The 15,525-nt window shown below is 66.6% G+C and carries 17 protein-coding genes and 1 tRNA gene; 12 read left to right on the top strand and 6 right to left on the bottom strand.

All coding sequences use genetic code 11. The features are described 5' to 3' along the window. Complete coding sequence (ligD, locus tag AABQ55_RS08375; RefSeq protein ID WP_272804686.1) at nt 1-2,550, top strand: DNA ligase D; 2,550 nt, start codon at nt 1-3, stop codon at nt 2,548-2,550. A 1-nt stretch (nt 2,551) separates the two neighbouring features. On the opposite strand, the gene ku is transcribed toward ligD, so the two are convergent. After that, nucleotides 2,552-3,349, bottom strand: coding sequence for a non-homologous end joining protein Ku (gene ku, locus AABQ55_RS08370; RefSeq protein WP_272804685.1), 798 nt, complete (start codon nt 3,347-3,349; stop codon nt 2,552-2,554). Then, the gene (locus AABQ55_RS08365) at nt 3,349-3,570 is read right to left on the bottom strand and encodes a hypothetical protein (RefSeq protein ID WP_244767754.1); all 222 of its coding nucleotides are present in this window, start codon (nt 3,568-3,570) and stop codon (nt 3,349-3,351) included. The genes ku and AABQ55_RS08365 overlap by 1 nt, the downstream gene beginning before the upstream one ends. A 115-nt stretch (nt 3,571-3,685) precedes the next feature. On the opposite strand from AABQ55_RS08365, the gene AABQ55_RS08360 reads away from it, so the two are divergent. From AABQ55_RS08360 to AABQ55_RS08350, 3 genes are read left to right on the top strand one after another with little or no spacing between them, the layout of a single operon-like run. Continuing rightward, nucleotides 3,686-4,303: a flavodoxin family protein gene (locus tag AABQ55_RS08360; protein ID WP_244767755.1), complete on the top strand. Its 618-nt coding sequence runs from the start codon at nt 3,686-3,688 to the stop codon at nt 4,301-4,303. Nucleotides 4,304-4,305: 2 nt separating this feature from the next. Continuing rightward, the gene (locus AABQ55_RS08355; RefSeq protein ID WP_244767756.1) at nt 4,306-4,602 is read left to right on the top strand and encodes a DUF3175 domain-containing protein; all 297 of its coding nucleotides are present in this window, start codon (nt 4,306-4,308) and stop codon (nt 4,600-4,602) included. 7 nt (nt 4,603-4,609) lie between these two features. Next, on the top strand, nt 4,610-5,125 hold the full coding sequence (locus tag AABQ55_RS08350; protein ID WP_244767757.1) for a cupin domain-containing protein: 516 nt from the start codon (nt 4,610-4,612) through the stop codon (nt 5,123-5,125). Here the strand turns inward: AABQ55_RS08350 and AABQ55_RS08345 are convergent. Then, nucleotides 5,122-5,562: a PPC domain-containing DNA-binding protein gene (locus AABQ55_RS08345; RefSeq protein WP_244767758.1), complete on the bottom strand. Its 441-nt coding sequence runs from the start codon at nt 5,560-5,562 to the stop codon at nt 5,122-5,124. The two genes, AABQ55_RS08350 and AABQ55_RS08345, sit on opposite strands and share 4 nt — an antisense overlap. Nucleotides 5,563-5,766: 204 nt before the next feature. Here AABQ55_RS08345 and AABQ55_RS08340 point away from each other — a divergent pair, with 204 nt between their 5' ends. From AABQ55_RS08340 to AABQ55_RS08325, 4 genes are all read left to right on the top strand, one after another. Continuing rightward, a complete protein-coding gene (locus AABQ55_RS08340) occupies nt 5,767-6,030 on the top strand; it encodes a hypothetical protein (RefSeq protein WP_244767759.1) in 264 nt (87 codons plus the stop codon). A gap of 334 nt (nt 6,031-6,364) precedes the next feature. Further along, nucleotides 6,365-7,741 carry a M10 family metallopeptidase gene (locus tag AABQ55_RS08335; protein WP_272804684.1) on the top strand — a complete coding sequence of 459 codons (1,377 nt, stop codon included), beginning with the start codon at nt 6,365-6,367 and terminating at the stop codon, nt 7,739-7,741. Nucleotides 7,742-7,957: 216 nt separating this feature from the next. Then, on the top strand, nt 7,958-8,293 hold the full coding sequence (locus tag AABQ55_RS08330) for a hypothetical protein (protein WP_244767761.1): 336 nt from the start codon (nt 7,958-7,960) through the stop codon (nt 8,291-8,293). A gap of 119 nt (nt 8,294-8,412) precedes the next feature. Beyond that, nucleotides 8,413-9,159, top strand: a complete 747-nt coding sequence (locus tag AABQ55_RS08325) for a class I SAM-dependent methyltransferase (protein WP_272804683.1) — start codon at nt 8,413-8,415, stop codon at nt 9,157-9,159. 40 nt (nt 9,160-9,199) lie between these two features. On the opposite strand, the gene AABQ55_RS08320 is transcribed toward AABQ55_RS08325, so the two are convergent. Beyond that, nucleotides 9,200-9,274: transfer RNA gene (locus tag AABQ55_RS08320), tRNA-Gln, on the bottom strand. Nucleotides 9,275-9,498: 224 nt separating this feature from the next. Here AABQ55_RS08320 and AABQ55_RS08315 point away from each other — a divergent pair. Together AABQ55_RS08315 and AABQ55_RS08310 are read left to right on the top strand one after the other, a co-directional pair. Next, entirely contained in the window at nt 9,499-9,795 is a 297-nt protein-coding gene (locus AABQ55_RS08315) for a cupin (protein ID WP_244767763.1), read from the top strand. Continuing rightward, entirely contained in the window at nt 9,792-10,736 is a 945-nt protein-coding gene (locus AABQ55_RS08310) for an MBL fold metallo-hydrolase (protein WP_272804682.1), read from the top strand. Before AABQ55_RS08315 ends, AABQ55_RS08310 begins: the two co-directional genes overlap by 4 nt. Before the next feature lie 27 nt (nt 10,737-10,763). Here AABQ55_RS08310 and AABQ55_RS08305 read toward each other — a convergent pair whose 3' ends face one another. Further along, on the bottom strand, nt 10,764-11,669 hold the full coding sequence (locus tag AABQ55_RS08305) for a DUF1499 domain-containing protein (RefSeq protein WP_244768103.1): 906 nt from the start codon (nt 11,667-11,669) through the stop codon (nt 10,764-10,766). A gap of 265 nt (nt 11,670-11,934) precedes the next feature. Here AABQ55_RS08305 and AABQ55_RS08300 point away from each other — a divergent pair, with 265 nt between their 5' ends. Together AABQ55_RS08300 and AABQ55_RS08295 are read left to right on the top strand one after the other, a co-directional pair. Next, nucleotides 11,935-12,315 carry a hypothetical protein gene (locus tag AABQ55_RS08300; RefSeq protein WP_272807412.1) on the top strand — a complete coding sequence of 127 codons (381 nt, stop codon included), beginning with the start codon at nt 11,935-11,937 and terminating at the stop codon, nt 12,313-12,315. A 213-nt stretch (nt 12,316-12,528) separates the two neighbouring features. Next, nucleotides 12,529-12,786, top strand: a complete 258-nt coding sequence (locus AABQ55_RS08295) for a hypothetical protein (RefSeq protein WP_244767766.1) — start codon at nt 12,529-12,531, stop codon at nt 12,784-12,786. A 12-nt stretch (nt 12,787-12,798) separates the two neighbouring features. Here the strand turns inward: AABQ55_RS08295 and ppdK are convergent, their stop codons facing one another. Next, a complete protein-coding gene (gene ppdK / locus AABQ55_RS08290) occupies nt 12,799-15,465 on the bottom strand; it encodes a pyruvate, phosphate dikinase (protein ID WP_272804681.1) in 2,667 nt (888 codons plus the stop codon). Nucleotides 15,466-15,525 lie beyond the last annotated feature (60 nt).

Below are 15,525 nucleotides of genomic sequence, written 5' to 3'. Positions count from 1 at the left end.
ATGGCGACGCTGGACGTCTACAGGCAAAAGCGGGACTTCAAGGCCACATCCGAACCACGCGGCAGGAAGGCCCGCAAGGGCGGCCACAGTTTCGTCATCCAGAAGCACGACGCGACGCGCCTGCACTACGATTTCCGCATCGAAATGGACGGCGTGCTCAAGAGCTGGGCGGTGACGCGCGGCCCCAGCCTGGTGCCGAGCGAAAAGCGGCTGGCCGTGCATGTGGAGGATCACCCGCTCGCCTATGGCGACTTCGAAGGCACGATCCCCAAGGGCGAATATGGCGGCGGCACCGTCATCGTCTGGGATCGCGGCACCTGGGCACCGATCGGCGACGCGCGGAAAGCCTATGCCAAGGGCCATCTTGAATTCACCCTCGACGGCGAGAAGCTGCACGGCCGCTGGCATCTCGTGCGTATGCACGGCAAGCCCGGCGAGAAGCGCGAGAACTGGCTGCTGATCAAGGGCGACGACGAATTCGCCATGCCCGACGGCGATGACGACCTGCTTGATGAGCGGCCGGAATCGGTGAAAACGGGGCGGGACATCGCCGACGTCGCAGGGGAGGAACCGGGCTGGTCCTCGAAGACCGGGCGCATCCGCAAGTCTTCCGGAAGGAAGGCGAAGACCGGCCCCGTGAAGGCGGAGCCGGAGACGGAGGCGCCCGATCCCTCGGGCCTCAAGGGCACGCGCAAGGCGAACCTGCCGGATTTCCTGCCGCCGATGCTGGCGACGCTCGCAGCCGCGCCGCCCCCCGGCGCGCGCTGGCTGCACGAGATCAAGTTCGACGGCTACCGGCTCCAGGCGCGCATCGAGGCGGGCCGGGTCAAGCTCCTCACCCGCAGCGGGCTGGACTGGACGAAGAAATTCGGCAAGCCGGTGGTCGCGGCGCTTGCCGCGCTGCCGGTCGGCAAGGCGCTGATCGACGGCGAGCTCGTCGTCGAGACGGGCGCCGGGGCGTCCGACTTCTCCGCCCTCCAGGCCGATCTCAGCGCGGGCCGGAACGACCGCTTCACCTTCTACGTCTTCGACCTTCTCCATCTCGACGGTTACGACCTGACGCGCCTGCCGCTCGAGGCGCGCAAGGCCCTCCTCGAAAAGCTCGTGCCGGAAACCGGGGGCATCCTGCGTTACAGCGGCCATTTCGACGAGAACGGCGCGCTGGTGCTGCGCCATGCCTGCCGCCTCAGCCTCGAAGGCGTCGTCTCCAAGCTGCGCGACGCCCCTTATCGCGAAGGCCGCAGCAAGGGCTGGATCAAGTCGAAATGCTCGGCCCGGCAGGAATTCGTCATCGGCGGCTATGCCCCCTCCACCGTCTCGCGCCAGGCGATCGGCTCATTGCTGCTCGGCGTCTACAAGAACGGCAGGCTGGAGCCGGTCGGCCGGGTCGGCACCGGCTTCAGCACGCCCGTTGCCGCCGATCTCTTCAAACGCCTCTCGCGCATGCGGACGGACGAAAGCCCCTTCGGCCGGAAACTGACGGCCGAGGAGGCGCGACAGGCCCGCTATGTGCGGCCGGACCTGGTGGCCGAAGTGGAGTTCCGCGCCTGGACGGCCGATGGGCATCTGCGCCATGCTTCGTTCCGGGGCCTGAGGGAAGACAAGCCGGCAAGGGAGGTCGTCGCCGAAATGCCGAAGTCCAAGACATCCGCCGCGCCGAAGGCGGAAAAGCCGCCGCGCCGCACCGTGCGCCTCACCCATCCCGACCGGGTCTACTGGCCCGGCGAAGGCGTCACCAAGGAAGGGCTGGCGGACTACTATACCGAGGTCTGGCGCTATATCGCCCCGCATATCGTCGGCCGCCCGCTCGCCCTTCTGCGCGCGCCGAGCGGCATCGACGGGCAGACCTTCTTCCAGAAGCACGCCTGGAAGGGCATCAACGCCCATATCGTCGAAGTGCAGGATCCGGCGGAAAAGGACGACGAACCCTATGTGGCGATCGAGGATCTCGACGGGCTGATGGGCCTCGTTCAGTCCGCCGTGCTGGAAATCCACCCCTGGGGCTCGACGCTCGCCGACTGGGAGCGTCCGGACCGCATCATCATGGACCTCGATCCCGGCGAGGGCGTTGCATGGCAGGCGGTCATCGATGCCGCCGAGGAAACGCGCAAGCGCCTCGAAGCCGCCGGGCTCAACGCCTTCGTCAAGACCTCCGGCGGCAAGGGGCTTCATGTCTGCGCCCCGCTCAAGCCGTCCGCCCGCTGGCCGGCGATCAAGGCCTTCTGCAAGGGCGTCGCTGACGCCATGGCGAAGGACAGCCCGGACAAATATGTCTCGACCATCACCAAGTCGAAGCGCCGGGGAAAGATCCTCATCGACTACCTGCGCAACCAGCGCGGCATGACGGCGGTCGCCCCCTATTCCACGCGCGCCCGTCCCGGCGCCGCCGTCTCCATGCCGCTCGCCTGGAGCGAGCTCAGCGCCGATATCGGCCCCGCCTATTTCACGGTGGAGAACACGCCGACGCGTCTCCAGGCGCTTGCGGCCGACCCCTGGGCGGATTTCAGGAAGGCTGCGGAACCGTTGAAGACCGGCAAGGCGAAGGGCTGAACTACCTGCCCTTGCCCTCCGCCTTGATGCTCTTGCGCAGGGCATCCATGATGTTGATGACATTGCCCGACGTCGGCGGCGGCGCCTTCTGCTTCGCCGGACGCTTGCGGCCTTTTTTCTTGGCAGCGATGATGTCGAGCAAGCGGTCCTGGACGGGATCGTCCGCCATCTTCGGGCTCCAGGCCCTGGTGCGCTCCTTGATCAGCGTCTTCACCAGAGAGAGGGCCTTGGCGTCCGGCTTGGCGCGCCCGAGGCCGCCGAAATAGTCCGTCTCCTCACGCACCTCGTCGCCGTAGCGCAGCGTCCAGAGCACGATACCCCTGCCACGCGGCTCCAGCATCACCGCCCGCTCCCGTCGATACAGCACCAGCCTGGAGATGCCCACCGTGCCGGTCGAGGCCATCGCCTCGCGGATGACGGAAAACGCCTCCTCGCCCACCGTATCGTTGGGCACCAGGAAATGCGGCGCGTCGTACCAGATCCATTCGATCGTCTCGCGCGGGACGAAGGTCTCTATGTCGATCGTGCGCGTGCTTTCCAGCGCCACCGCCTCGATCTCGTCATCCTCCAGCATGACGTAATCGTCCTCGCCGCGCGGATAGCCTTTCACCTCGTCGTCCTCGGCGACGGCCTTTCCGGTCACCGCATCGACATAGCGGCTGACGACGGGATTGCCGGTCTTGCCGTTCAGGGTGCGGAAGCGGACCTTGTCCTCCTGGGAGATCGCCGGCGACATCGCCACCGGGCAGGTGACGAGCGAGAGCTTGAGATAGCCCTTCCAGAAGGCGCGCGGCGCCATCACCGTTTCCTCTCGATGGGCAGATGCCTGGACATGGCGAAGCGCTCGGCGAACTCGATGTCCTCCTGCGTGACGACGGGGATGGGATCGGAAAGGATGGCGAGCAGCGTTTCGCGCGAAATGGAGTTTTCCTCCAGCGCGTCCATCAGGGCACCGCGGGTCTCGCGCTCGGCGCGCAACAGCGCCGCCAGCGCCAGGATCAATCTGTCCTTGTTGTCCATGGGAACCTCCGGAACCGCGTATCTGGAGGTTCTAATGCACGATTGCCGGATCGGTTCCCGGAACAATCGGCGGATGGATCGGTTCGGCATTCGACCCCTATGAAGCGAGGCGAACATGACCCTGACAGCGCTGGCGCTCAACTGCACGCTCAAGACAAGGACCGCCAAGGACCCCTCCTCCACCGACCGCATGCTGAAGCTGCTGGCCGCCGCGATGGAACCGCTTGGCGTCACCACGGATTTCCTGCAGCTGGCCGATTTCGATATCAAGCCCGGCGTCACCTCCGACGAAGGCCACGGCGACGACTGGCCGGGCATCCGCCACAAGATCCTCGACGCCGACATTCTCGTCATGGGCACGCCGATCTGGATGGGCCAGCCGTCGAGCGTCTGCAAGCGGGCGTTGGAGCGGATGGACGCCTTCCTGGAGGAGAAGGACGACAAGGGCCGCATGGTCTCCTATGGCCGGGTCGCCGCCGTCGCCGTTGTCGGCAACGAGGACGGCGCGCATCATGTCTCGGCCGAGCTTTTCCAGGCGCTGAACGACGTCGGCTTCACCATTCCCGCCAATGCCGTGACCTACTGGGTGGGCGAAGCGATGGGCTCGGTCAATTTCGTCGATCTGGAGGACATCCCCGATGTCGTGCGCTCGACGCTGGATCTCGTCGCCCGCAACACGGTGCATGCCGCCCGGCTGTTCAAAGCCCATCCCTATCCCGGCGAAGGAGGCTGAGCATGGCGAAGAAACAGAAGAAGTGGTCGCAGGACGTGACCGAGAACAGCGACGCGATGGACCTCAAGGAGGGCGTCTTCAAGCAGGGCAGCGCAAAAAAGATCGCGCAATCCCTGAAGCATTCAGCGGAGGAAAGCGACCGGCGCAAATCGAGCCCTTTCCGCTCGGCCATGTCCATGCTGACATTCTATATCAACCGCGCTGGCGACCAGCTTTCGAAACGCCGGCGCGACACGCTGGAAAAGGCCAAGGACGAGTTGCGCAAGGATTTCGGCAGGGAACCGAAGAAAGGCAAGTGAGACGGCGATGAAACAACCGGAAATGCTGTTCTTCCCCGCCAGCGAATGGGTGCCGAACCATCCGTTCCTGCCGGTGCTCGTCTATCGCGATGTGCTGGCGGCAGGCGAGAAGGATCGTGCCCGTGCCTTCGAGCGGCTGTTTTACGACGCGGGCTGGCAAGGCCTCTGGCGCAACGGCGTCTTCTCCTATCAGCATTACCACGTCGGCGCCCATGAGGTGCTCGGCATCGCGAAAGGAAGCGCCGAGCTCCTGATCGGCGGGCCGGACGGCAGGGCGCTTCAGGTTCGCGCGGGCGACTGCCTTGTGCTGCCGGCCGGCACCGGCCACAAGCAAAATTCCGGAAGTGACGATTTCCGCGTGGTCGGCGGCTATCCGCCCGGCCAACATGCCGATATCGAAACGACGGCGGCCACGCCCGGCGAACTGAAGATCATCGCGAGCCTGCCCCTCCCGAAAAGCGACCCGGTTTACGGCTCGGACGGACCGCTCGTCTCGCTTTGGCGCAAGGACATCCAGGGCTAACCGACATCGATCAGCGCGATGCCGAGATCGGGGCGCGTCCGCCGCCGCAGGTCGGCCGACGTTTCGCGCAGCATGACCTCCAGCGTGGGCCGGACGTATCCTTCCACCAGGTGGCCGCCCTTCGTGCTTCCGTCCGGAAAGCCGAGCACGACGTGGAGATGCAGGCTTGCCTTGCCCTCGTCATCCACCGCTATGTCTCCCAGCATGCTGAGGACCTCCGACTGCACCTCCACGGGTATCTTCCGGTAGTGCTTCGTGTCGAATTCGAAGAAGGCGATGGTTGCGGCGCGAAACGCGCCGATTGCGGTAATCGATGCCGCGGTCAGGCTTTCTCTTTCAGCGAAATCGGTGATGCACCGGAAGGCCTCGTCGCCTTCGTCGAGAACCAGGATATAGGTACGCTCGCCCGCATCGCTTACCAGAAGTTTGTGCTTCATCGTTTGCCTCCCTGATCACAGGGAAAGGTCCGAAACCGGTTTCTGTTCCGCACTCCGCAGCCCGGCCACGAGAATAAACGACGACGGCATGGTGCGTGACAGGCGTGCTCCCCCAGCTTCGCGTTGCGGCTTTGCGCTCCTCGCGAAGATAGGATAACGGTCCGGCTGCATGCACGCCGCCTGCTTTCGCCGTCGAGGAACACCATGGCCAAGAAACCCAAGCTGGAGCATTCCGAACTGTCCGGCGAGTTCACCGAGGACGGGATCACGGTCCTTGTCGACATCTTCCGGCCGGCGGGAACGCAACAGGACTGGAAGCTGGAGGTCGTCACGGAGAAGGAGGAGCTCTTCGAATGGGACGAGCCCTTCGCCACGGACCGGGAGGCCTTCGACGAGTTCCTCGCGACGGTGGCGCGCGACGGCATCCGGTCGTTCCTCGAGGACGACGACGTGCCGACGACGCATTGACGGCATTCCGCCGGCCCGTCGGGAAGTAAGCCTCGCTGCGGGGCCGCTGTCGTTCGGCCGGTTCGATGGCGGACGGACGATCCGCACGATGCCCTCCGCCCCTCGATGCGCCGCCGCCCATGCAACCCGCAGGCGACACGGCGGCAAAACCACAAGTACGACCAAATTTGTTCTTTCGCGCATGAATAAGGCTTCTTGTGCGAACGTCTTGCTGCCATATGATGCCATCGATCCACGGCGGAAACGGTCCGGCGCAGCAAGGCGGCGTGCGGACGGGGGGACACTATCCGCCCGGCGACAACAACGTACGAGCTCTGTTCGAAGGGGGGCAGCAATGACGGGTACGGGTAAATCCACAAAGACGGTCACGGCGACGGGATCGCAGTTCATCGATTCCGTGCTCAGCGGCTTTGCCTGGGACGGCACGGGCGTCACCTATGCCTTTCCCACATCGACGAGCAGCTACTCCTATTCGGGCGAGCCCGACAACAATTTCGGCGCCGTCTCGGCCATGCAGAAGAACGCCGCGCTCTTCGCCATGGAAAAGAGCTTCGGCGGCAAAGCGAACGACGGCTTCTCCGTCGAAGGCTTCACCAACCTGAACTTCTCGGCCGGCTCGAACGGCACCGCCACCTTACGCTTTGCCCAGTCGGACGACGCCAGCCCCACCGCCCATGCCTATTATCCGGACACCGGCGCCACCGGCGGCGACATCTGGTTCAGCACGGAAAATGCCGGCACGATCAACGACTACCGCACGCCGAAGGCCGGCAACTACGCCTGGCACACGCTCATCCACGAGCTCGGCCATGCGCTCGGCCTCAAGCACGCGCATGAAAACGACACGTTCGGCGCGATCCAGAGCGAGTGGAACAGTCCCGAATATTCGGTCATGACGTACAACTCCTTCGTCGGCGATGACGCCAGCGGCTACAAATACGAGGAGTTCGGCGCGCCGCAGACCTTCATGATGGCCGACATCTACGCGCTGCAGTACATGTACGGCGCGGACTATACGACCAACAAGGGCAACACCGTCTACAAGTGGAAGCCGGGCAACGGCGATACCTTCGTCAACGGCAAGGTCGCCATCGATGCCGGCGGCAACCGCATCTTCGGCACGATCTGGGACGGCGGGGGCACCGATACCTACGACCTCAGCGCCTACAAGACGGGGCTCGACATCGACCTGCGGCCGGGCGCCTATTCGATGTTCAGCAAGACCCAGCTTGCCTTCCTCGGCGGCGGGCCGAACGACGGCTATGCCCGCGGCAACATCTTCAACGCGCTGCTCTTCAACGGCGACCTGCGCTCGCTCATCGAGAATGCCAAGGGCGGCTCGGGCAACGACAACATCCTCGGCAACGAGGGCAAGAACACCCTGTTCGGCAATGGCGGCAACGACAAGCTCAACGGCGCGGCGGGCAAGGACAAGCTCGACGGCGGCAAGGGCGACGACACGCTGACCGGCGGCAAGGGGACCGACATCTTCGTCTTCAAGAAGGGCTACGGTCGCGACACGATCACCGACTTCAAGAACAATGTCGACGACATCGACCTCCGCTCCTACAAGTTCTCCAGCGTCAACAAGGTGCTGGACAAGGCCGAGCAGGTCGGCAGCGACGTGCATATCGAACTGGGCGGCAACGACGTCCTGATCATCCGGAAGTTCAACATCGACAATCTCGACAAGGCGGACTTCCTCCTGTGACACGAGGCGGAGAGGCCTTGGCGCTGCGGCGGTCCGGCCTCTCCCACCGTCCTTCAACCGCCGCGCACACTGTTGCAAATCCGCACGTTTGACGCCTCTTCGCTGGGGACGACGGCAAAGTTCGCGTGGCGGCGATTCCCCTTTCCGGCGTGCTGCGCTATGGCGGTGCGAGGCTCACATTCACGGCCGCACCGAAGTCCCAAGGAAATGGCACCCATGAACTCCCGCATTGCAATTCTGGCAGGCGTTGCGCTTGCCCTCGCCGGATGCACCACCGCCGTCGTCGCGTCCAACCCGCTGCAGGCCCGCTGGAACGGCAAGACCGCCGGCAGCTTCTTCGCGGCCTATGGCCCGCCGATCTCCGACACGGCCGGCGCGGGCGGCACGACGCTCTACAAGTGGCGCGGCGGCTTCGTGAAGGGCAAGTCCTGCACGGTGGAGCTGACGGTGAACGAAAGCTACCGGATCAACACCATCCGCGCCGTCGGCGACCGCGTCGACCCCAAGGGCGGGCCGACCCATTGCGAGAAGGTTCTCGACGCCGCCTCGTAAAGGGCAGCCCGACCGCCCTTTCCAAGGCCGCGCGAAGACGCGGCCTTTTTCTTGGAACATTTTCGCTTTTTTTGGCAGAACCGCTGCGCACGTTTGCCGGATTTGCTCCGGGAGGACACATGGACGAAGACCGCCTCTACCACGACCCGGAGCTCGCCGATTTCTACGATCTGGAAAACGGCTGGGAGCGATCGCCGGATTTCGCCTATTGCCGGATGCTTGCCGAGGGGGCGGCGAGCGTGCTCGACCTCGGCTGCGGCACGGGCGAGCTTGCCGTGGCGCTTTCCGGCGGACGCACGGTCGTCGGCGTCGATCCGGCCCCGGCCATGCTCGCCATCGCGCGCGGCAAGCCCGGCGCGGGCGGCATCGATTTCATCGAGGGCGATGCCCGCACGCTGCGGCTCGGCCGTCGTTTCGACCTGGTCGTGCTGACCGGCCACGCCTTCCAGGTCTTCCTGACGCGGGAGGACCGCGCCGCCGCCCTCGCCACCATTGCCGCGCATCTTGCGCCCGGCGGCCGTTTCGTCTTCGACAGCCGCAATCCCGCCTGCCGGGAATGGGAGGAATGGGGACCGGAGGCCTCGATGCGCCTCATCGACCATCCCCGCTTCGGCCCGGTCGCCGCCTGGAACGACGTCGCCTACGATCCGGCGACCGGCATCGTCACCTACGGCACCCATTACGAGATCCGCGCCACCGGCAAACGCCTCTCCGCCGCCTCCCGCATCGCCTTCCCGGACAAGGCCGAGCTGGAGGCGCTGCTTGCCGCAGCAAGCCTTCGCGCGGAGCGCTGGCTCGGGGACTGGGAAGGAAGCGACTGGCAACCGGGCGCAGCGGAGATCATCCCGCTCGGCGGGCTTGGCTGAGCGAGGCTGGCAGATCGCAAGGGCGGTTCCGAAACAGCCGTGGCTGGGGCGCCAGGATTCGAACCTGGGAATGCCGGTACCAAAAACCGGTGCCTTACCGCTTGGCGACGCCCCAACACGGCGGGAGCCTGATAGCAAAGGCGGGCGGCGTGGACAATGCTTAAGTTCCGGTTCGGGGCGATTATTCTCCGGTCGGGCTTTGCCGAAGAGGCGTGATCTGCGGCTTGGTGCTTGGCAGGGGCGCATGGCGGCGATAGGGTCCGGGCGATCGATCGTCCTTTCAGCAGCCGTCCGGCGCAGCCGGCTCGCCCGCCCTGCCCTTTCCTGTGAGGAGCCGCCATGCCCCAGTTCCGCGCCCGCCCGCCGGCAATGCCCACCGTCCTTCTCGACGATGCCGTCGTGCGCGTGACGCGCTGGGATTTCGAGCCGGGCGCCGATACGGGCCATCATGTGCACGGGCTCGGCTATGTCGTCGTGCCGATGACGGACTGCGACTTCCTGATCGAGGAGGAGACCGGCGAGCGGCGGGTGCACACCAAGGCGGGCGCCGTCTACCGGCGCGAGGCGGGCGTGGCGCACAATGTCGTCAACGGCGGCGACACGCCGATGAGCTTCATCGAGATCGAATACAAGTGACGGCCGGGAGCGACACCGGCCGGGAGGCCCCGCAGTTCGACCTCGAATTCAAGCCGGCGCATGGCGAGGCGGTGCCGGTGGCCCCGCGCGTGCAGCGCATCACCGTCAACAATCCGGGCCCCTTCACCTTCCACGGCACGAACAGCTACATCGTCGGCGACCGGTCAGTGGCGGTGATCGACCCCGGCCCCGAGGACGAGGCGCATTTTGCGGCGCTGATGCGGGCGCTCGCCGGGCGCGAGGTGACCCATATCGCCATCAGCCACACCCACCGCGACCACTCGCCGCTCGCCCGCCGGCTGAAGGCGGAGACGGGCGCGATCATCGTCGCGGAGGGGCCGCACCGCGCGGCGCGGCCGCTGCATGCCGGCGAAAGCAACCCCTTCGCGGAAAGCGCGGACGTGGACTTCGTGCCGGACATCGCGCTCGGCCATGGCGAGAGCGTGGCGGGCGACGGCTGGGCGCTGACGGCGCTGCTCACCCCGGGCCACACCGCCAACCACGCCGCCTTCGCGCTCGACGGACCGGACGGCATCGTCTTTTCCGCCGACCATGTCATGGCCTGGGCGACCACCATCGTGGCGCCGCCGGATGGCGCCATGGCGGACTACATGGCCTCGCTCGACCGGCTGCTTGCGCGCGACGACCGGCTCTACCTGCCCGGCCATGGCGGGCCGGTGACCGAGCCGGCGGCGTTCCTGCGGGGGCTGAGGACCCACCGGCGCATGCGCGAGCGGGCAGTGCGCGAGCGCGTGCGCGCCGGCGACCGGCTGATCGCCGACATGGTGAAGGCGATCTACCGCGAGACGGACCCGCGCCTGCATGGCGCGGCGGCGCTCTCGGTGCTGGCGCATCTGGAGGACCTCGTCGCGCGCGGCGAGGTGGTGACGGACGGTCCGCCGGCGCTGAAGGGGCTCTATTTCCCCGCCCCCGGCCTTTGAGATTCCTGACGCTGGATGCCGGCGCCGTCAGTCGCCGGCAATGCCCAGCAGTTCCGCGTCGAGCGCCTTCAGGTAGCCTTCCACCAGCGCCGCGCCGAAGCCGAGGTCGTGCGGGCCGTAGCGCGAGGCGGCGCGCATGTCGACGAGCGTCGTCTCCGCCTCCTCGCGCAGGCGGATGACCACGTCGAAGCGGAAGCCGAAGACGGGCGAGCGCCATTCGCCCTGCAGGAGCACGTCGCCCGGGCCGCCGATGCGGGGAATGAGCGGTGTCTCGAGCGGGCGCGCCTCGGGAACCGGCACGTCGCCGAGCGATTCCTGGCTTTCGGCCACCTTGGCCGGATCGACGACGAGATCCTCTAGGTCCGCGAGGATGTTGTCGAGCCCGTCCTCGGCGGTGATCGTGATGCCGTAGGCGGCGGCGACCTTGCGCACGCCCTGGTAGACGCGGTCGAGCGCGCCGTCGTAGCGCCGGCCCGACAGGCCGGGATAGGCCGCAAGCTGCACCGCCCGGTCACGCGCCCCGACCGGGCCGATGCGCGGCAGCCAGTCCTGCTCGGCAGCCGGCGCGGCAAGCCAGGGCGGGGCGGCAAGCGTATCCGTCGTCACGTCGTAGAGCGCCGGCTTGTAGAAATAGGCATAGGCGGCGGCACCGGTGAAGCCGAGCGGCAGAAGGCAGAGCAGGAGCGCCGTCAAGGCCGCCTTGCCGCCCCGCGCGCCGACATGCCAGAGCCGCGCAAGGCCGATGGCGGCCAGCAGCACGGCCATGCCCGCCATGGCCGCGGCAAAACCCGCCAGCGCCAGGAAATGCGGCGTGGTGAGCGGGCCGAAGCGATGCGACAGCACGGCGGTGAGGAACAGCAGGCAGGAAAACAGCGCCAGGCGCCGCGCCCAGTGCGCCGCATGCGAAACGGGCCGTTCGTACTGGATCGTGATTGCCATGGCCTCACCGGATGCGCCGCGGCGCTCGCTGCCGCGTCCTTTTCCTACTGCAAATTTGCTGAAACCGGAATCGTTTTAAGACATTGCGGCGCACGCTTCAGGTTCCGCGGAAACCTCGGCGGCACGGCTTTCCTCCATGACCATGCGACATCCTTGCCGGGGACAACAGACAGCACGCGGTAAAAATCCTTGCGTGCCGCAAATTCGCCACGCTCGTTAACGACGGTTTGCGAACGGGGGTAGAGCAAGGAGCAAGATGATGTTGCCGACGCAGACGGCCGCCGACACCGCTATATCCGCGCCCGCGGGCGAACCCGCCCTCCCCCTGGAGCTTCTGGAACTCGAACTCTCGCTCGACGGCTTTTCCGGCGAGGAGGCCGGCTTTGCCGATGCCGTGCGCATGGCGGCCGACCGTGTCGGCGGCGATTTCCTCTTCGAGCTGCCGGCCTCGGGGCTTGCCGACGATTGCCGGCGCATCGCGGCCCTGCGCGTGCCGCAGGGCGAGGACGGCGCGCTCGCCGTGGTCTTCGCGCTGCTCGATACGGAGGGATCGGCCATCCGCGTGGAAAACCCCGACGAGACGACGAAGGACCTCAAGCGCTTCGCCGACGCCTTCGTGGACGTGCTGCAACGCATCTAGAGCATGTCGCACAAAAGTGCGCAGCGGTTTTGCGGCAACGACATGCGAAAAAACAAAGAGCTAAAGCGCAGGGAGCGAATCTGAAAGATCGCGACGCGCTTTAGAGCATTCCAGCCGAAGCGGCATCGCTCCGGCGTTTGGAATTGCCGGGAGCCCTTGCCGCGGCGCGCCGACGGGCCTATCCATGGCACGCAACAGTTCGCCGGAGCCCGCATGTCCAAGATGCTTGTTCGTTTCGCCGCCCTCGCCGCCACCGCCCTCTTCCTCGCCGGCTGCCAGACGGCCGCCGAAGTGCGCGCCAATGACGAGGCCCGATGCCGGTCCTACGGTTTTCGCATGGGGACGGACGCCTTTGCCGAATGCCTGCAGCGCATCGATCTCGACCGGCGCGCGGACTTCCGCGCCGCGCGGCTGCAATCGCCGATGTGGGACCGGCCGACCTATGTCTATGTGCCCGTCCGGCGGCGCTGAAGCTAAGCGGTCTCAGGCCTTGCCGCTGAATGCCGCCTGCGCGGCCGCAAGGCGCGCGATCGGCACGCGGAAGGGCGAACAGGAGACGTAGTCGAGCCCGGCCTCCTCGCAGAAATGGATGGAGGCCGGATCGCCGCCGTGCTCGCCGCAGATGCCGAGCTTCAGGTCGGCCCGCGTGCGCCGGCCGCGTTCGGCGGCGATGCGGATGAGCTCGCCCACCCCGTCGAAATCAAGCTGGACGAACGGGTCCTGCTCGACGATGCCCTTCTGGATATAGGTCGACAGGAACGCCGAGGCGTCATCGCGCGAGATGCCGAAGGTCGTCTGCGTCAGGTCGTTGGTGCCGAAGGAGAAGAACTCGGCCGATTCGGCGATGACATGGGCACGGAGCGCCGCGCGCGGCAGCTCGATCATCGTGCCGACGAGATAGTTGATGGCAACGCCGCTTTCGGCGATCACCGCCTTGGCGACGGCCTCGATGCGGGCCTTCACATAGTCGAGCTCCGCCTTGAGGCCGACGAGCGGCACCATGATTTCCGGCTCCACGGCCGCGCCGGTCGTCCTGGCCGCCTCCACGGCCGCCTCGAAGATGGCGCGGGCCTGCATCTCGGCGATCTCCGGATAGGAGATGGCGAGGCGGCAGCCGCGGTGGCCGAGCATCGGGTTGAACTCGTGCAGCGTATCGACGCGCCGGCGCAGCGCGGCCTCCTCGATGAACAGGGCGGCCGCCACCTCGGCGATCTCCTCGTCGCTCTTCGGCAGGAATTCGTGCAGCGGCGGGTCGAGCAGGCGGATCGTCACCGGCAGGCCGTGCATGATCTCGAAGAGTTCGGCGAAGTCCGAGCGCTGCATCGGCAAGAGCTTTGCCAGCGAGGCGCGGCGGCCGGCCTCGTCCTCGGCGAGGATCATCTCGCGCATCACATTGATGCGGCTGCCCTCGAAGAACATGTGCTCGGTGCGGCAGAGGCCGATGCCCTCCGCGCCAAAGGAGCGTGCGGCGCGGGCATCCGCCGGCGTCTCGGCATTGGTGCGCACCTTCATGCGCCGCGTGCGGTCGGCCCATTCCATGATCCGGCCGAAATCGCCCGACAGCTCGGGCTGGAGCATGGGGATCTCGCCCTTCAGCACCTGGCCGGACGAGCCGTCGATGGTGATGACGTCGCCCTTCTTCAGCGTCAGCCCCTGGGCGACCAGGAGCTCGTTGCGCAGGTCGACGCGCAGCGTGCCGGCACCGGAAACGCAGGGCGTGCCCATGCCGCGCGCGACGACCGCCGCATGGCTGGTCATGCCGCCGCGGGTGGTGAGGATGCCCTCGGCGGCGTGCATGCCGTGAATGTCCTCCGGGCTCGTCTCGATGCGCACGAGGATGACCTTGCGCCCCTCCTCCTCCGCCCTTACCGCGTCTTCCGAGGTAAAGACGATCTCGCCCGTCGCCGCGCCCGGCGAAGCCGGCAGACCGGAGCCGATGACGTCGCGACGCGCGCGCGGATCGATGGTCGGGTGCAACAGCTGGTCGAGCGAGGCGGGATCGATACGCGCGACAGCCTCGCCCTCGCTGATCAGGCCTTCCGTCGCCATGTCGACCGCGATCTTCAGCGCGGCCTTGGCGGTGCGCTTGCCCGAACGGGTCTGCAGCATCCAGAGCTTGCCGCGCTCGATGGTGAATTCGAGGTCCTGCATGTCGCGGTAATGCCGCTCCAGCCGGTCGCAGATGCCGCGGAATTCCGCGAAGGCTTCGGGCATCAGCTTTTCCAGCGACGGCCGGTCGGAGCCCGACGCGATGCGCGCCTCCTCGGTGATGTTCTGCGGCGTGCGGATGCCGGCGACGACATCCTCGCCCTGCGCATTGACGAGGAACTCGCCGTAGAGCTTGTTCTCGCCCGTCGAGGGATTGCGCGTGAAGGCGACGCCCGTGGCGGAGGAATTGCCGAGATTGCCGAAGACCATGGCCTGGACGTTGACGGCCGTACCCCAGACGGCGGGGATGTTGTGCAGCGTGCGGTAGGTGACGGCGCGGGCGTTCATCCAGCTTGCGAAGACGGCGCCGATCGCGCCCCAGAGCTGGACCTCCGGATCCTGCGGGAAGGCCTCGCCCAGCTCTTCCTGGATGGTCTGCTTGTAGCGGGCGATGACATGCTGCCACTCCACCGCGGAAAGCTCGGTGTCCTGCTCGTGGCCGAGCCGCCCCTTCTCGTCCTCCAGGATCTCCTCGAAGACCTCGTGGTCGAGGCCCATGACGACGTCGCCATACATCTGGATGAAGCGACGGTAGCTGTCCCAGGCAAAGCGCGCATCGCCCGCATCGTGGCCGAGCGCCTCGACCGTGCGGTCGTTGAGGCCGAGATTGAGCACCGTGTCCATCATGCCGGGCATGGACGCGCGCGCGCCGGAGCGCACGGAGAGCAGCAGCGGCTTCGTCGTGTCGCCGAAGTGGCGTCCGGTGATCGCCTCCATCTGGCGAAGCGCGGCGCGGACCTGATCCTTCAGATCGTCCGGCAGCCGGCGGCCGTTGTCGTAGTAATGGTTGCAGGCGGCGGTGACGATGGTGAGCCCGGGCGGCACCGGCAGGCCGAGATTGCACATTTCGGCGAGGTTCGCGCCCTTGCCGCCGAGCGTGTTGCGATCGCCCGCGCTGCCTTCGGCGCGGCCTCCCCCAAAGGTATAGACCCACTTGTCCATGCACGCCTCCCCATATGCGTCCTCACAATCTACATGAACTGCATCTTGTTGAAAACGCGG

The sequence above is a fragment of the Shinella sp. WSD5-1 genome (genome assembly GCF_963942435.1).
Lineage (GTDB): Bacteria > Pseudomonadota > Alphaproteobacteria > Rhizobiales > Rhizobiaceae > Shinella > Shinella yambaruensis.
This window is presented reverse-complemented; position numbering and strand designations above follow the sequence as displayed.

Coding starts and splice junctions, on each gene's coding strand:
- ligD (WP_272804686.1), top strand. CDS start 1: ATGGCGACGCTGGACGTCTACAGGCAAAAGCGGGACTTCAAGGCCACA.
- ku (WP_272804685.1), bottom strand. CDS start 3,349: ATGGCGCCGCGCGCCTTCTGGAAGGGCTATCTCAAGCTCTCGCTCGTC.
- AABQ55_RS08365 (WP_244767754.1), bottom strand. CDS start 3,570: ATGGACAACAAGGACAGATTGATCCTGGCGCTGGCGGCGCTGTTGCGC.
- AABQ55_RS08360 (WP_244767755.1), top strand. CDS start 3,686: ATGACCCTGACAGCGCTGGCGCTCAACTGCACGCTCAAGACAAGGACC.
- AABQ55_RS08355 (WP_244767756.1), top strand. CDS start 4,306: ATGGCGAAGAAACAGAAGAAGTGGTCGCAGGACGTGACCGAGAACAGC.
- AABQ55_RS08350 (WP_244767757.1), top strand. CDS start 4,610: ATGAAACAACCGGAAATGCTGTTCTTCCCCGCCAGCGAATGGGTGCCG.
- AABQ55_RS08345 (WP_244767758.1), bottom strand. CDS start 5,562: ATGAAGCACAAACTTCTGGTAAGCGATGCGGGCGAGCGTACCTATATC.
- AABQ55_RS08340 (WP_244767759.1), top strand. CDS start 5,767: ATGGCCAAGAAACCCAAGCTGGAGCATTCCGAACTGTCCGGCGAGTTC.
- AABQ55_RS08335 (WP_272804684.1), top strand. CDS start 6,365: ATGACGGGTACGGGTAAATCCACAAAGACGGTCACGGCGACGGGATCG.
- AABQ55_RS08330 (WP_244767761.1), top strand. CDS start 7,958: ATGAACTCCCGCATTGCAATTCTGGCAGGCGTTGCGCTTGCCCTCGCC.
- AABQ55_RS08325 (WP_272804683.1), top strand. CDS start 8,413: ATGGACGAAGACCGCCTCTACCACGACCCGGAGCTCGCCGATTTCTAC.
- AABQ55_RS08315 (WP_244767763.1), top strand. CDS start 9,499: ATGCCCCAGTTCCGCGCCCGCCCGCCGGCAATGCCCACCGTCCTTCTC.
- AABQ55_RS08300 (WP_272807412.1), top strand. CDS start 11,935: ATGTTGCCGACGCAGACGGCCGCCGACACCGCTATATCCGCGCCCGCG.
- AABQ55_RS08295 (WP_244767766.1), top strand. CDS start 12,529: ATGTCCAAGATGCTTGTTCGTTTCGCCGCCCTCGCCGCCACCGCCCTC.
- ppdK (WP_272804681.1), bottom strand. CDS start 15,465: ATGGACAAGTGGGTCTATACCTTTGGGGGAGGCCGCGCCGAAGGCAGC.